Raw genomic sequence first — 15,246 nt, 5'->3', positions numbered from 1 at the left:
CTTAAAATACCTGTTCTACTTCAACGATTCCTGGTACCTCTTCTAAAAGGGCACGCTCAATACCAGCTTTTAATGTTATGGTAGAGCTTGGGCAGCTGCCGCAAGCGCCGAGTAAGCGAAGTTTTACAATTCCATCTTCTACATCAACAAGCTCGCAGTCTCCTCCATCGCGGAGAAGAAAAGGGCGCAATTTGTCTAATACTTCTTGTACCTGTTGTACCTGTTCGTCAATAGCTTGTTCAGACATCTAGATCCACTCCTTTCATATGTTTATTATAATCATAATGACCGAAAAAATCTATTCTCTAAACGGAAAATCCATAAATCTACAGTTTTTTGTGAAGCACTGGTTCACAAGTTCATTGTACAATAAAGATACGATAAGGGGGAGATTTAATGCTAAAAAAAGAAATTGAATTAGTTGTTTATGGTGCAGACCAGCTATGTCCGAGCTGTGTAAACCTTCCTTCTTCCAAGGAAACCTTTGAATGGCTGGAGGCTGCCATTAGCCGGAAATATAAAAACCAGCCATTTTCGATTACATATGTTGATATCTTTAATCCTCCCGCAAATCAAGAAAAACAGGCCTTTGCCCAAAAAGTTATTGAAGAGGATATGTTTTACCCAATTGTCCTGCTGGAAAATAAAGTTGTTGGAGAAGGGAACCCGCGGTTGAAAACGATCTTCAAGGAGATGGAGCAGTTTGGCTACGGAGAAGCCTAAATTAGTAATGAAAGGCTTGTTCGATCATAGGTATTGGTTCAGGATACCGTTACTATACAATAAAAAGCCTCTAAACAATTCATTATTGTTTAGAGGCTTTCACTTTTTATCCACGATGGTATTTATACATCCAAAGAATCCCTGATTTAAGCAGCCTGGCTACCCGGCCGGTTATGGCCCTGTCGGCAACCATACCAAAACCATGCTTTTTCCCAAGAGATCCTAGAACACCCTTAAGTTTTATCGGTGGAAACGACTCTGGCGGCTTCTCGCCTTTCCAGCGTTTTTCAAGGACATCAACAATCTGCTCTGCTTGGCCTTCTGCGAGCTGGGCACTTGGAGCATGGGGAAGGCTTGCACAATCTCCAACTACATAAACATTTTCATATTCAGGGATGTTATGCTGTGGGGTTAAAACGACTCTGCCCATTCCATCTTTTTCTACATTTAAGTTTTGGACAACATGGTTAGCCTGGATCCCGGCTGTCCAAACAATTGCGTCTACCCGAACGGGCTCATCATGGTTGTAAAGCAGGTTTTCTTCTACACGAGTGATATTTGCATTATTGATGATATCCACTTTGTGATTGTCAAACCAGTTTTCTACATAGGTGCTGAGCCGCTCTGGGAATGCGGAAAGAATATGATTGCCACGGTCATAAAGCTTAATATTTAAATCACTGCGGCTCTCGTTCAATTCGCTAGCTAGCTCAACCCCGCTTAGTCCTGCACCGACTATTGCGACTGTCGACCCTGCTGGCAAGTTATTAAGTGCCTGATAGGTGCGGCGGGATTTTTCTATTGTTTGAATGCTGTAAGTAAACTCATCCGCTCCCGGAACACTATGGTACTTATCTTCACAGCCAAGCCCTATGATCAGGTCGTCAAATTGTAGAGGATCCTCATCCTTTAGAATAACTTTTTGTTCCTCAAGAGAAACCTCGGTAACTTCCGCATATTTAATTTGCAAGCTAGGATGTTCCGGAAATGATACGCGAACATGCTGGTCAGAAATCGTTCCGGCCGCCAGTGCATAATATTCTGTTTTCAAGCAGTGATATGGAACACGGTCTACCAGGGTGATCTTAACATCCTCCGGAAGATCGTCTGGCAAGAGGCGGTTCAGAACCCTCATTCCACCGTATCCACCACCGAGAATAATGAGATTTTTCATGTCAATGTCCCCTTTTTAAATGCACTATAAAGTGTACTGATAAAATTTTTTGAAAAGACGGTAGGTCTTTTTCTTTAAAAGTCAAAAAAATAATATTACGGGATGCAACGTAATCGTTTGCAAAACATTTAATAGAATATTATTTAAAAATAATTAATAACATTAGAACTGTTTAAACACCATAAAAAGTATATCTAAATTGTGACTAAATCACAACAAATATATTATTCGAATAGCAGGAATTCAGTAACCAACATTTGACGATGCCTACAAAAAACGATACGATAGACAATTAGTAGAGAGGTGAGGGGTATGTTCAAGCCAATTATCGAGTTTTGTATCAGCAATTTGGCAAGCGGTTCTCAAAAGGCCCTTGAGCAGCTTGAAAAGGATCCGAATTTAGATATAATTGAATACGGTTGCTTGGGTTATTGTGGGAAATGCGCCCGCTCGATGTTCGCCCTTGTTAATGGCGAAGTTGTATCCGCTGATACAGCCGATGAACTAGTAGAGAATATTTACCGATATTTGGATGAAAATCCGATGTTTTAATATAAGAAAGAGTGCCCTAAGGGTGCTCTTTTTCCATTGGCTCTTCAACCTTCTGTCAGCGTCCGCCTTATGCCTGTCGCCCCTGGACAGTCGGCTCCGCTTTTCTTTGTCTAGCTGCGCCTCCTAGGGGCTCGGGGTCATAAGTCAACCGCTTCGGAAGGCAAAGGACGCCTTCTGTCAGCGTCCGTCTTATGCCTGTCGCCCCTGGACAGTCGGCTCCGCTTTTCTTTTTCTAGCTGCAGCGCCTAGCTCCTCGAGTCGCTTCGGTCTTGCTGATGAAGTCAAAAAACGACTTCACCCTCAAGCCCTCCAGCGCTTGTCGGAGCTGTTCAAGGCGCTTCCGCTTTTCTTTGTCCAGCTGCGCGTCCTAGAAACTCGGCAAACTTCAATTCCTCCTACAGAAGCACAAACCGCTTCTTTGTCGGAATTTCCAGTTTGCTCGTTTCTGGACAGTCGGCTCCGCTTTTCATATTGTCTAGCTCCGCCTCCTAGAAACTCAGCAAACTTCAATTCCTCCTACAGAAGCACAAACCGCTTCTTTGTCGGAATTTCCAGTTTGCTCGTTTCTGATCAGTCGGCTCCGCTTTTCATATAATCTGTATGGTTGAGGAACTTGCACATAGTGTATATACTATAAGGTAGAGGTATTTAAGTACTAAATTTCTCAAAGGAGGAACCATTTATGAGTGATGTTGTTGTTATTACAGAAGCTGCAGGATTGCAGATTAAAGATATGATGAAACAAAATGAAGAAGAGGGTGCGTTTTTGCGCGTTGCGATTAAGGGCGGCGGCTGCAGCGGTCTTTCTTACGGGATGGGTTTTGACCATGAAGCTGGGGAAAATGATATTCAGCTGGAACAGCATGGTATCAAAATTTTGGTTCAGCAAGAAGACGAAGGAATTCTGCGCGGCACAACGATCGATTATAAGCAATCCATGATGGGCGGCGGATTTACAATTGAAAACCCAAATGCAATTGCTTCTTGCGGCTGCGGGTCCTCTTTTAAAACCGCTACCAACCAGGGAACTCCCGAGAACTGTTAAAACATTGTTAAATACTATAAAGTTTCAGTGTAAAAGCCTGTTTAGATGCCTAAACAGGCTTTTCTGTCAATTAGAATAACCGTAGCGCAGCCCCAATAGTCTTTCTTCCTTTAGAAGTTCAAGAGCCATTCGGTGCGCACGGTAAGGGCAGTCTGAATACTCTTGAACAGTAATCCCGGCTGCTTCATCGCGAGCAGTTGCAAGGTAACCTTGAAAATCAACAGGCGTTACCTCCACAGTTGTTTTACCTGTGCTTGAATTATAAATTATTCCTCGGAAATCCATGATTTCACCCCATATCTCTCTCAGGTGCTATTTAATTAATACCCTGATATAGGAGAATAAAGCATCTATTAGCAATTGTAATGTAAACGTTAAAAAAGTAAGCTCACAAAAAAAGCAAGACCACTATGGCCTTGCCTTTCAGGATTTAGTTTAATTAAACATGGAGGAACTGTGGAGTGGCTGAATCTTGGCTTTTGGATCAATGTACGCTTTGGCATTATTCACAGCAGTAGGTGCTTCGCCAAATCCGCTTGCTATCAGCTTTACCTTACCATCATAAGTACAAATGTCACCAGCAGCATAAATGCCTGGAATATTTGTTTCCATTTTGGAATTAACAACGATTGAGTTCTTTTCTATGTTAAGACCCCATTCCTTGATTGGACCAAGGGAGGAAACAAAACCATAATTCACAACAAGAGCATCAATATCAATCGTTTCGGTTTGCTCACCGTTTGTCTCTTTTAAGACAATCTGGCTAATTCCATTAACATCGCCGTTTAGCTTTACTGGAACAAATGGAGTCTTAATATTCACTTTAGAATTTTCCATGTTTTCTACACTATGTTCATGGGCTCTGAATTTATCGCGTCGGTGGACAATGGTCACCTGTTCGGCAATTGGCTCAAGCATTAAGGCCCAGTCTACAGCGGAATCTCCGCCTCCGAGAACTACAACTTTTTTATCAGCAAACTGATTCAAATCGTCAATGAAATAATGAAGGTTTTTCCCCTCGTAGGCAACTGCGTCTTCCAGGTCGATTCTGCGGGGTTGGAATGCACCATTTCCTGCTGTGATAATAATTGTTTTTGTATAATGAATCCCATTGTTAGTCGTTAATTTAAATACGCCATCATCTTGCTTTTCTAACTTTTCTACTGATTGCTCCAGAACAACTGTAGGATCAAATCTCTTCATTTGTTCCTTAAGGTTGTTTACAAGCTCCTGAGCGCGCACCTTAGGAAAGCCAGCAACATCGTATATGTATTTTTCAGGGTAAAGCGCAGACAACTGTCCGCCTAACTGAGGCAAACTCTCGATAATTTTAACTGAGGCCTGTCTCATTCCACCATAAAAGGCTGTGAACAAGCCAGCTGGCCCCCCGCCAATGATCGTAATGTCATAAACGTTTTGATCTTCTTTCACACGATATCCCCCTAACCATGTAGTAAAATGACTCTAATCTTTATATTACCATAAAAGAACTATTTCCTCACATTAATAAAGTGATTGGTGTATTATAACCGCAAATACTCCTCAGCATGAAAAATATCCATTTTTAATTAATATGAAGTTCCTAGTCCGTGAGAAAAACGTTGACATACCAGGACTTTTACTAGCAGGTAAGTTTCCAAAAGATTCTCACGTTTTTAAATCTAGCAGAATTGCTTGAAAAAGGGAAAGAAAAGGAATATCATGTAAAGAGACATTATTGTTAAGATTTTGTGACAAATTCAGAACATTTTTTTGTCTGCTTTAGTGAATAAAATCACAAACTTATCAGCAAACCAAAATATATACTAATTAATTTTTAGCGTGAAATTTGAACCGCTAAATATTGAAAATTATAAAAGGTGGAAGTGATTACTTTGAAAAAGCCGAAGATAGTTATTCTAGGGGCGGGTTACGGCGGTCTGATGACGGCAGTAAAATTGCAGAAGCAAGTTGGAGTAAACGAAGCTGATATTGTGCTGGTCAACAAAAATGATTACCACTACGAAACAACTTGGCTTCACGAGGCTTCAGCCGGAACTCTTCATCATGACCGGGTGCGTTATGAAATCCGTGATGTAATTGACCGTCATAAGGTTGAATTTATCCAAGGAACCGTTGAGGAAATTAAACTCGAAGAAAAAAGAGTCATTCTTGACAATGGTGATGTAATGTACGATTACCTTGTAGTCGCTCTAGGTGCTGAACCAGAAACATTCGGAATTAAAGGTTTAAAAGAATTCGCTTTTTCAATTGTAAACGTGAATTCAGCAAGACAGCTTCGTGAGCATATTGAGTATCAATTTGCTACTTATAATACAGAAGCAGAAAAAAGAGAAGAGCGTCTTGCAATTGTTGTAGGTGGTGCAGGTTTTACAGGGATTGAATTCCTTGGTGAATTGGCAAACCGTGTTCCTGAACTATGCCGTGAATATGACGTTGACTACCACAAAGTAAAAGTAATTTGTGTTGAAGCAGCACCTATGGTTCTTCCAGGCTTTGACCCTGAGTTGGTAAATTATGCGGTTGCACAGCTGGAGAAGAAGGGTATAGAATTTATGATTGGCACACCAATCAAAGAATGTACCCCTGAAGGAATCATTGTTGGCAAAGGTGAAGATGAGGTAGAGGAAATTAAGGCTGGAACTGTAGTATGGGCAGCGGGTGTCCGTGGAAGCTCAGTAATCGAGAAATCCGGATTCGAAGCAATGCGCGGCCGCATAAAGGTAGAACCAGACTTAAGAGCGCCTGGCCAGGAAGATGTCTTTATTGTTGGTGACTGTGCCCTCATCATAAATGAAGAAATAAATCGCCCATACCCTCCAACGGCACAAATTGCCATGCAGGAGGGAGAGGTAGTCGCCCGAAACCTTGCTGCATTAATTAGAAACAAGCAAGACCTTGAGACATTTACTCCAGATATTAAGGGAACCGTATGTTCTCTTGGAGAAGATGATGCTATAGGTGTTGCATTTGGAAAGAAGATGGTTGGCGGGAAAGCATCCTTTATGAAAAAGATGATCGATAACCGATCACTTTACATGATTGGCGGCGCCTCGTTAGTTTTGAAAAAAGGAAAATTTAACGTATTATAACCATACAAAAAAGGCGGACCTTTAAGGTCTGCCTTTTTCGATTCAATCGATAACCTTATTTGATAATCTAGAAGAGACACGTAAAGATCTGGGGGGATATTCATGCGAGAGCGGGGAAATGTGTGGCTTGCTTCAGCAGGGTTTGTCATTAACGAAAAGAGCGAATGGTTGGTTGTGAAAAAGAAATATGGGGGCTTAAAAGGGAAATGGTCTCTTCCTGCAGGGTTTGTTAACCCTGGAGAAACAGCAGATGAGGCCGCCATTAGGGAAACACGAGAAGAAACAGGTGTCAAGTGCCAGCTTGAAGGAATGATCGGTTTGAGAACAGGTGTAATTCGAAGTGAAATAAGTGATAATCTTTTGGTATTTAAGCTGAGTCCACAAGCGAATTATACAATTCAAGTACAGGAAAACGAAATCGAGACTGCAGCATTTCTGCATCCTGATCAGCTTATGATAGATGAAAATGTATCAATAATGCTACAGTACTTTTTGAAGTTATCAGATTCACCTGTAAAACCGTTAATAAATGGAATAAACCCTGGGGATCATTTTAAATATACTTCTTATAAATTGTTTTTATAATTTTCTGAAATATTACGTAAGAATTAGTAAATTGAAGTAAAAAACCTTTGTATCCGTTTTCACAGTCTAATTTGGGGAATTTTCAGTCTTTTCTTCCCTCTTAATTTTCTGGTATATTATCAGAAATTATATTTCTCTTAAAAGGAGCGGATTCAATTGACAGTAAATAACCTAGAAACAAAAGAATGTCCGTATTGCTCTGGGAAGGGTTACTTTCAACTGCTATTAGGCGGTTCTGAAACATGCGCATGCTGTGGAGGATCCGGAAAAAAGAATAAATAATACTAAACCCCTTTCGCGGCAGCGAAAGGGGTTTTTATATGGTAAGAAAGTATAAAATTTGGCATTAACTACTGTCTAGCTCCAGCGCCTAGCCAGTTTTCCCAAAAAGTTGGCTTCCCTTAGTATCTTGCGAGGAGCCGACCGGCTTCGAGCAGCTCGAGGTCGTTTCGGTTCAGATGATGAAGTCAAAGAACGATTTCACTCTCTGGCCCCAATGCATTTCGAATTGCGCCTCCTAACTTCCCGAGTGGTTTCGGTCTTCTCGAAGTTAAACAGTCGGCTTCCATATTAAGGCTTGTCGGGGCTGTTCAAGGCGCTTGCGCTTTATCTTATATTAGCACGGCGACATATTTCGATTTTCATTGACTCTAATTCATCCATTCAGTAAACTAAGTATTGATTGTATTAGGGGGAATAGGAATGGAACTCACAATTGCAACCTTGATTATTTCAATGCTGTTATTTTTTGTACTCTTCTTTGGAATAGGATTCTTGTTAAATATGCTTTTGAGAATGTCTTGGATAATGGCAATCGTTTATCCGATAATCGCTATTTTTATCATAGATGATGTTCGGTTCATTGAATATTTCCGCAATAGCAGTGAATCAACCTCAGAATTGGGACAAAAGCTGCTAAATCTAGCTCCTGCAGATGTATTAATTTTAGGCAGTGGCCTTGCAGGTGCCGTTGTTGCTGGCTTTACTATTAAACTTTTGAGAAAAAGAGGATATCAGATGTTCTAAACCTTCGCTTGAAGGTTTTTTTTCTTTTTAAAAGGCCCCCGGCGACTCATGGAGCCTCTTCTCGGCATAAAGTGCCTGCGGGGTCCTCCTGCTCGTTCTCCTACAGGACATTGATTTTAGCACCCTCGAATTACCCTTTTCAACACGATGCGAATGTATTTTGAGAAGTCGAGGATCCTCAGCTACCATTAAACAAAGCAGTTATTATAATTACTGATATATGCCGGGAAATGCTTATTTTGCCTCTTAAAAAGACTTCTAAATAATAGGTAAATGGTGCCAATTCAGCTTGTTTATGCATAACTTCTCTCAAAACGGGAAATTAATAGTTTTGGGAGGAGTGAAATTATATATGAATATCTTGAAAGTATGGTCTAAGCGTTTTTTTATGACGTTTTTATTTTTATTGGCCCTATCTACTACATATCAGTCAATTTCTGGAGTGGAAGCACAAACGGTGGCTTCTTATCTAGTCAACCATGAAGAAGCCTCACAGGAGAACGAGGATGCTCTTCTTAGCCACCAAAAGAAAGCGATTGGTCTTAGCTTTAAGTTTCTTGAGAAAATCTCAGAGTTAACGCCGCTTATTTCATCAACTGAGGCCGTAGCTAGCCCCCCGCAAACACTTGAAGAGGCATTTGATTGGACCAAATATCCTAAAAAGCAAATTATTGCAACAGGGTATACTGCCGGGATTGAATCTACGGGCAAAAATCCTGGGCACCCGCTTTATGGTATTACATATTCTGGAGTTAAAGTAAAAAGAGATTTATATTCAACGATAGCTGCCGACTTAAGCGTCTTTCCGATTGGTACGATTCTTTTTATCCCTAATTATGGATATGGAGTGGTTGCTGATAAAGGTGGAGCTATTAAAGGAAATAAAGTTGATCTGTACTATGAAACCGTTGAGGATGTTTATGAACAATGGGGAAAACAAACAGTTGATGTGTTCGTGGTCAAGCTGGGAAATGGTTCCCTGACCGAAGCAGATCTCAAGGATTTGAACGAGAATGAAACCATGCAGGTTTTTAGACAGCAATTTATGAAAAAAGAATCCTAATAAGAAAGGCAAATCCTTACTATCTGGATTTGCCTTTTTTGTCGTTTAGGACAGTTTCGGATGAATCAACCTGAACAATTTTTCAAGACCATCAAGGAGTCTTGGGGAGGGTCTACAGTACAATTCCTCTTCAAGAATTAAGATTTTCTCTTCGCTCATTCCGGGCATCAACTCCCAGCCAGGCCTCTTTGTTACGACACTGCGATTCACCTTATCCTTTCTTACTCCTACCCAAGCCAGACAAATATAATCGGGCTGCCGGCGCACTACATCATCCCAGTCAGTCTGAATGCTGGCAAGATCAACATCTTCAAATACATTTTTGGCTCCGGCTGAAGCGCTAATCTCGGTCAGCCAGTTAATTTTACCGGGAGTAAATATTGGCTTTGGCCACCATTCCCAATAGAGGAGAGGTTTCTCTTCAATTTGGCTGCTTTTTTTGACAATCGTGTCAAGCCTTGCGCGGAATTGTTTTGCCGCTATTTCACCATGCTCAGGCAGGTTAAGAGCTTGTGCAGTAATGATTAAGTCCTGTTCTATATCACTGAGACTCTGGGGGTTTAAAACAATGTGTGGAATATTCCGCTTCTGGAGTTCTTCAACGTTTTTTTCCATTCCAGGTACACTTAATGAAGCTAACACAAGATCCGGTTTAAGTTCTTCCACTAAATCAATATTAATGGACAGATCGGGCCCTAAACGTGGCAGTTTGTTAATGCTCTCAGGCCAGTCTGAATAGTCGTCTACACCAGCAAGCAGATGTGTTAAGCCCAAATAGGCCATAACTTCTGTATTACTGGGGCATAAAGATAGTACTTTCATTTTATGAGGCCACTCCTTTAAAGAAAATACAGTAGAATGGTGAGGAAAATACCGGACAGGCCTCCGAAAAATACTTCTATAGGCTTATGGCCTAGAAGCTCCTTCAGTTCCTTGCGCTTCTCCTGTTCAGGCTTTTTCTGCCATACTTTTGCTTCGTCAATAAATTTATTAAAATCAGTTACAAGCTGGTTCAGGACAACAGCCTGTTCACCGGCCTGGCGTCTGACTCCAGTTGCTTCAAACATAGTGATAATGGCAAAAATTGCAGAAACAGCAAAGACAGCTGAATCTATTCCAGCCTCTAAAGCTACGCCAGTTGATAAGGCTGTTACGGCTGCTGAATGAGAGCTCGGCATCCCGCCCGTACTGGTTAAAAGAGACCAGTCGAGCCGCCTCAGGGCAATGTATTGAATGGGTACTTTAATAAACTGGGCAAAAAAGATTGCAGCAAGCGAGGCCCATAATGGAAAATTAGTTAGCAGATTCATGGAGTATACCACCTATTCATAAGTTTAAGCTTCGTTCGCAGCTCTGACAACTTTTACCTTGGCCGTTTTAAAAAAATGACTCTGTTAAACCTGGCATTGCCCCCATTTCCCGCAGGACATGATATAACATTTCGAGTATGCTCGCGGACGAAGGAACTGCGCAACAGTTTCGAAGAACCGGTATGCTTCGAGGATCTCGAGGTGCTACGCTCCGACAGGGTACTTCCGCTTACATTTAACTAATGTGTTTAAATAACAAGTTGCATTTGGTTTGCTAAAGCGTTATTAATCTAATACCCTTTTGATTTAGATTAATACAATATTCTTATAGCTTTTGATAACATATGTAGCATAACCAATTGTGCCAGTTGAAAATCAATCAGGAGGCAAAGAGATGCAGGATTACCCGCTTGAGTATTACCAGTTCTTTATCCATTTTAATGAGGGCGATTATTATACTTGCCATGATTTACTTGAGGAAATGTGGATGACAGATAAAGGGAATTTATTCTTTAAAGGTTTGCTGCAAATGAGCGTGGCGATTTACCATTACGAGTACGGTAATGTAAAGGGCGCTCGCTTAATGATGAAGGCTGCTCATGAATATCTTCAGGAATATCGGCCTAGACACTGGGGGCTTGATTTAGAAAGAGTAAATTTTTTCATTGAAGAATGTCTAATGAGGATTCCTGCTACTGTTGATAAGGTTCCCTTTGAAGAAGTAGACAGCTTACCCTTACTTTCGAACTTGCTTCTTTATTTGGAAGAAGATTAGCAAATTCGATGTTTAAAGCTATATTGGATATAATGGGAAGTAAATATTATAGGGGGTGACAGTTTGTTTACTATAGCAAACAACTTTAATCTTAATAGCAAGCACGAAGTTCTTATTATTGGATTATTTAATAAAACAGCAGGATTTGACGGTTACCTGGAAGAGGCAGATGGGCTGCTTGACGGCTATCTTCTCGAACTTGTTAAAAGCGGGGACATGTCAGTAAAGCCAAAAGCCATTTCAAAGCTGCACACTTTCGGCAAACTTGGTGCGAAAAGGCTTTATTTTGTCGGACTGGGTAAAGAAAAAGAATTAACGTTCGAAGTATTGCGGGAGGCAATGGGACGGGCTATTAAAACCGTAAATTCAGAAAAAGCAGCAGAAGCGGCTGTACTGCTTGACACGTTTACAACGGAAAATGTTAGCGTACTTGATGCAGGGCATGCCCTTGGAGAAGCAACAGTTCTTGCAGCCTACAAGTTTGAAGGTTATAAGCAAAAAACAAATGAGCCTGACAAAAAGCTGGAAAACGTTACAGTATACAGCCAGATAGAGGAGCAAGACGACGTCAAAGCAGCAGTGGCGGTTGGTTATGCCCATGGAAAAGGAACGAATTCAGCCAGAACATTAACCAATACTCCAGGCAACCTATTAACGGCAGCTGATCTTGCCGACCACGCTGTGAAACTTGCTGATACATACGGGTTTGAGTCCGAAATTCTTGAAAAGGCTGATCTTGAGAAACTTGGAATGGGAGCTTTTCTCGCTGTAAATCAAGGTTCAGTTGAACCTCCGAAAATGATTGTTTTAAAGTACCAAGGCAGAGAAGAGTGGACTGATGTAATTGGGCTAGTAGGAAAAGGGATTACCTTTGATACAGGCGGCTATTCAATCAAAACAAAGGATGGCATCGTTGGAATGAAGACAGATATGGGAGGTGCTGCAGCTGTACTTGGCGCTATGGAAATTATTGGGGAACTTAAGCCTGAACAGAATGTCGTAGCTGTTATCCCTTCTACTGACAATATGATCAGCGGGTCAGCCTTTAAGCCTGACGATGTTATTACATCGATGAGCGGCAAAACAATTGAAGTGTTAAATACGGATGCTGAGGGACGCCTTGTACTGGCTGATGCGATGACGTATGCAAAGCATCATGGTGCGAATTATCTGGTGGACGTTGCGACACTGACTGGAGGAGTCATTGTTGCACTAGGAACGGAAACAACAGGGGCTCTGACAAACGATGAAGCCCTATTTGAACAGATACTTGAGGCTTCCTATGAAGCTGGCGAGCCAATATGGAGGCTTCCTCTTTTTGAGAAAGACAAGGAAAGAGTCCGCAGCAGCAAGATAGCTGATTTAAATAATTCACCAGGCAGAGAGGGACACGCCATTATGGGTGGAGCCTTTGTAGGTGAATTTGCTGAAGGAACACCTTGGGTACATTTGGATATTGCCGGAACATCGACAACAAAGAAGGATCATGACCTGGGACCTTCTGGGGGAACTGGTGTGATGGCAAGGACACTTGCGCTGTTCGTTGAACGGTTTGAAACGGAATAACTTAAAAGATAGGAAAAAACTTCGGACAAGATTCCGGAGTTTTTTTTCTGAACGGATTATTTTAACTAGGTGCTGTAGTTCTATTGATCATGTTTTCTGTAAAAGTGATTGACCTAAATATATAAATATGATAATTTATTATTTGTGTTTTAATTCTCTACCAATTTACCATACTAAAGCAATTATACAATATTTACTTAGAATCTGAGAGGGGAACAACTATGAATGCAGTAATTATTGCTGTTCTAGTCATGCTAGTCTTGAGCCTGCTGCGTGTAAACGTAGTGTTTGCATTAATAGCAGGGGCACTGATTGGCGGACTAACAGGCGGATTAACGATTGAGCAGACAATCGAAGTATTTTCAAATGGACTTGGAGGCAGTGCCGAGGTTGCATTAAGCTATGCTCTGCTGGGCGGTTTTGCAATTGCCATCTCAAAAACAGGTCTTCCTGATTTGATGGTAGAGTGGATACTTGGTGTTGTAAGAAGAGAAGGTGAAGCAAAGACTAAAACCTATTCCAAAGCACTTATTGTTTTTTCCATTTTGCTGATGGCCTGCTTCTCACAAAATTTAATTCCTATTCACATTGCGTTTATTCCTATACTGATTCCACCGCTTTTAAAGGTGATGAATGGCTTAAAGATTGACAGACGCTTGATTGCTTCAGTCTTAACCTTTGGACTTACGGCTCCCTATATTTTGCTGCCTGCAGGGTTCGGAAAGATTTTCCATGAAATTCTTGCTGATAATATGGCTGCTAGCGGTATGAGTATTAATATGGGAGACATACCAGTTGCAATGATATTGCCCGCTGTTGGACTTTTAGCTGGGTTATTAATTGCTATTTTCTTCACATATAGAAAGCCTAGAGAGTACAAAGAAATTAAAATTATTGAAGAAGTTAAAATCGAGTATTCAAAAATCGGCATTATTTTTTCGCTGATTGCAATAGCAATTGCTCTGGCAGTTCAACTAGTTTTAGATTCAATGATTTTCGGAGCGTTAGGCGGTATTCTAGTCATTTATTTAAGCGGTGCAATTAAATGGCGCGAGGCCGACGATCTGTTAACTGAAGGTATGAAAATGATGGCTTTCATTGGGTTTGTTATGCTGGCTGCTTTCGGCTTTGCAGATGTACTCAAAGAAACTGGCCATGTTGAATTACTGGTTGAACAAGCTGCAAATGCTATCGGAAACAACAAGGCAGTTGGCGCATTGTTAATGCTAATTGTTGGTCTGCTGGTAACAATGGGAATTGGGTCGTCTTTTTCGACCATTCCGATCATTGCGACTATTTTCGTTCCGCTTAGCCTTGAGTTAGGTTTCAGCCCAATGGCAACAATAGCAATTGTCGGAACCGCTGCCGCCCTTGGAGATGCAGGTTCCCCTGCTTCTGACAGTACTCTTGGGCCTACCGCAGGATTAAACGTAGACGGCCAGCATAACCATATTTGGGATACATGTGTGCCGACATTTCTACATTACAATATCCCACTCATATTATTTGGCTGGATCGCAGCTGTTATTCTATAAAAATAGCAAAAAAAAGAGGCAGCACCTTATTCCACGAGGGCTGCCTCTTTCAATGGTATTCTTGGAGTAGGACGGGTATACACTATAGATAACATAAAAACTCCTGCTGAGGTGTTAAATAATGTACTTCGGAAAAATTAAAAACAAGGGACAATTAGAACGAGTACCGCCTAACCAAAATATAACTACATCATTCCCTGTTCTGCATGCGGGAAATGTACCATATTATAATGATTTATCCGAGTGGAAGCTAAAAGTGTTTGGATTGGTCGAGGAAGAAAAATCCTTCAGTTATGAAGATTTATTAAAGTGGCCGCAACTTACTTTTGAAAATGATATTCACTGTGTTACAGGCTGGTCTAAGCTGGATAATAGCTGGGAGGGTGTAGCAGTAACCGAACTTATGGCGCACCTTAAACTCAAAGCTGAAGCAGAATTTGTAATTCTTCACGCTGAAGAAGGCTGGACTACCAATCTTCCAATTAGCGATTTTATTCGGGAAACTAGTCTTTTAGCCCATACTCATAATGGAAAGCCGTTATCACCAGAGCATGGATGGCCGCTTAGAGTTGTTTTTCCGCATCTCTATTTCTGGAAAAGTGCAAAATGGGTCAGAGGGATTGAATTCACAGCAACTAACCAGCCAGGTTACTGGGAAAAAAACGGATACCACCAATATGGAGACCCATGGAAAGAACAAAGATTTACCTGGGACTGACTAATGATGGTCAAATATCTTAGAAACTTTAGCCGAAAGAGGTTATCAGCCCACTCAAAAAGCTGACATGCCGCATAGTAAA

The 15,246-nt window shown here is 41.2% G+C and carries 19 protein-coding genes; 12 read left to right on the top strand and 7 right to left on the bottom strand.

Going from position 1 to position 15,246, the window contains the following annotated elements; all coding sequences use genetic code 11:
* Position 1 precedes the first annotated feature (1 nt).
* Entirely contained in the window at positions 2-247 is a 246-nt protein-coding gene (locus HRJ06_RS02490; RefSeq protein ID WP_174728326.1) for a NifU family protein, read from the bottom strand.
* 149 nt (positions 248-396) lie between these two features.
* On the opposite strand from HRJ06_RS02490, the gene HRJ06_RS02485 reads away from it, so the two are divergent.
* Complete coding sequence (locus HRJ06_RS02485) at positions 397-723, top strand: YuzD family protein (RefSeq protein ID WP_174728323.1); 327 nt, start codon at positions 397-399, stop codon at positions 721-723.
* A 106-nt stretch (positions 724-829) separates the two neighbouring features.
* On the opposite strand, the gene HRJ06_RS02480 is transcribed toward HRJ06_RS02485, so the two are convergent.
* Positions 830-1,897 (bottom strand): NAD(P)/FAD-dependent oxidoreductase, encoded by a 1,068-nt coding sequence (locus tag HRJ06_RS02480; protein ID WP_174728321.1) that lies wholly within the window; start codon positions 1,895-1,897, stop codon positions 830-832.
* A 312-nt stretch (positions 1,898-2,209) separates the two neighbouring features.
* On the opposite strand from HRJ06_RS02480, the gene HRJ06_RS02475 reads away from it, so the two are divergent.
* A complete protein-coding gene (locus tag HRJ06_RS02475; protein ID WP_174728318.1) occupies positions 2,210-2,449 on the top strand; it encodes a YuzB family protein in 240 nt (79 codons plus the stop codon).
* 300 nt (positions 2,450-2,749) lie between these two features.
* Here the strand turns inward: HRJ06_RS02475 and HRJ06_RS02470 are convergent, their stop codons facing one another.
* On the bottom strand, positions 2,750-2,959 hold the full coding sequence (locus HRJ06_RS02470; RefSeq protein ID WP_174728315.1) for a hypothetical protein: 210 nt from the start codon (positions 2,957-2,959) through the stop codon (positions 2,750-2,752).
* A 172-nt stretch (positions 2,960-3,131) separates the two neighbouring features.
* Between HRJ06_RS02470 and HRJ06_RS02465 the strand changes: the two genes are divergently transcribed.
* On the top strand, positions 3,132-3,494 hold the full coding sequence (locus HRJ06_RS02465; RefSeq protein ID WP_174728312.1) for a HesB/IscA family protein: 363 nt from the start codon (positions 3,132-3,134) through the stop codon (positions 3,492-3,494).
* 66 nt (positions 3,495-3,560) lie between these two features.
* Here HRJ06_RS02465 and HRJ06_RS02460 read toward each other — a convergent pair whose 3' ends face one another.
* A complete protein-coding gene (locus HRJ06_RS02460) occupies positions 3,561-3,779 on the bottom strand; it encodes a hypothetical protein (RefSeq protein ID WP_174728309.1) in 219 nt (72 codons plus the stop codon).
* 150 nt (positions 3,780-3,929) lie between these two features.
* Positions 3,930-4,925, bottom strand: a complete 996-nt coding sequence (locus HRJ06_RS02455; protein WP_174728306.1) for an FAD-dependent oxidoreductase — start codon at positions 4,923-4,925, stop codon at positions 3,930-3,932.
* Positions 4,926-5,368: 443 nt separating this feature from the next.
* Here HRJ06_RS02455 and HRJ06_RS02450 point away from each other — a divergent pair, with 443 nt between their 5' ends.
* From HRJ06_RS02450 to HRJ06_RS02430, 5 genes are all read left to right on the top strand, one after another.
* Positions 5,369-6,586 (top strand): NAD(P)/FAD-dependent oxidoreductase, encoded by a 1,218-nt coding sequence (locus tag HRJ06_RS02450; RefSeq protein ID WP_174728304.1) that lies wholly within the window; start codon positions 5,369-5,371, stop codon positions 6,584-6,586.
* 102 nt (positions 6,587-6,688) lie between these two features.
* Positions 6,689-7,171, top strand: a complete 483-nt coding sequence (locus HRJ06_RS02445; protein ID WP_174728302.1) for an NUDIX domain-containing protein — start codon at positions 6,689-6,691, stop codon at positions 7,169-7,171.
* Between the two features lie 156 nt (positions 7,172-7,327).
* Positions 7,328-7,453, top strand: coding sequence for a YuiA family protein (locus HRJ06_RS02440; RefSeq protein WP_174728299.1), 126 nt, complete (start codon positions 7,328-7,330; stop codon positions 7,451-7,453).
* 420 nt (positions 7,454-7,873) lie between these two features.
* On the top strand, positions 7,874-8,197 hold the full coding sequence (locus HRJ06_RS02435) for a YuiB family protein (RefSeq protein ID WP_174728297.1): 324 nt from the start codon (positions 7,874-7,876) through the stop codon (positions 8,195-8,197).
* Between the two features lie 352 nt (positions 8,198-8,549).
* Positions 8,550-9,260 (top strand): 3D domain-containing protein, encoded by a 711-nt coding sequence (locus HRJ06_RS02430; protein WP_174728294.1) that lies wholly within the window; start codon positions 8,550-8,552, stop codon positions 9,258-9,260.
* Between the two features lie 45 nt (positions 9,261-9,305).
* On the opposite strand, the gene HRJ06_RS02425 is transcribed toward HRJ06_RS02430, so the two are convergent.
* Both HRJ06_RS02425 and HRJ06_RS02420 read right to left on the bottom strand, forming a co-directional pair.
* A complete protein-coding gene (locus tag HRJ06_RS02425; protein ID WP_174728291.1) occupies positions 9,306-10,082 on the bottom strand; it encodes a cobalamin-binding protein in 777 nt (258 codons plus the stop codon).
* Positions 10,083-10,099: 17 nt separating this feature from the next.
* Positions 10,100-10,570 (bottom strand): divergent PAP2 family protein, encoded by a 471-nt coding sequence (locus tag HRJ06_RS02420; RefSeq protein ID WP_174728287.1) that lies wholly within the window; start codon positions 10,568-10,570, stop codon positions 10,100-10,102.
* Positions 10,571-10,964: 394 nt separating this feature from the next.
* On the opposite strand from HRJ06_RS02420, the gene HRJ06_RS02415 reads away from it, so the two are divergent.
* From HRJ06_RS02415 to HRJ06_RS02400, 4 genes are all read left to right on the top strand, one after another.
* The gene (locus HRJ06_RS02415) at positions 10,965-11,345 is read left to right on the top strand and encodes a DUF309 domain-containing protein (protein ID WP_174728285.1); all 381 of its coding nucleotides are present in this window, start codon (positions 10,965-10,967) and stop codon (positions 11,343-11,345) included.
* Positions 11,346-11,408: 63 nt separating this feature from the next.
* Positions 11,409-12,911, top strand: coding sequence for a leucyl aminopeptidase (locus tag HRJ06_RS02410; RefSeq protein WP_174728282.1), 1,503 nt, complete (start codon positions 11,409-11,411; stop codon positions 12,909-12,911).
* 221 nt (positions 12,912-13,132) lie between these two features.
* On the top strand, positions 13,133-14,446 hold the full coding sequence (locus HRJ06_RS02405) for a Na+/H+ antiporter family protein (protein ID WP_174728279.1): 1,314 nt from the start codon (positions 13,133-13,135) through the stop codon (positions 14,444-14,446).
* A 121-nt stretch (positions 14,447-14,567) separates the two neighbouring features.
* Complete coding sequence (locus HRJ06_RS02400; RefSeq protein ID WP_174728276.1) at positions 14,568-15,164, top strand: sulfite oxidase-like oxidoreductase; 597 nt, start codon at positions 14,568-14,570, stop codon at positions 15,162-15,164.
* Positions 15,165-15,246: the final 82 nt, after the last annotated feature.

This window comes from Mesobacillus harenae (genome assembly GCF_013343715.1).
Classification (GTDB): Bacteria; Bacillota; Bacilli; order Bacillales; family Cytobacillaceae; genus Mesobacillus_A; species Mesobacillus_A harenae.
This window is presented reverse-complemented; position numbering and strand designations above follow the sequence as displayed.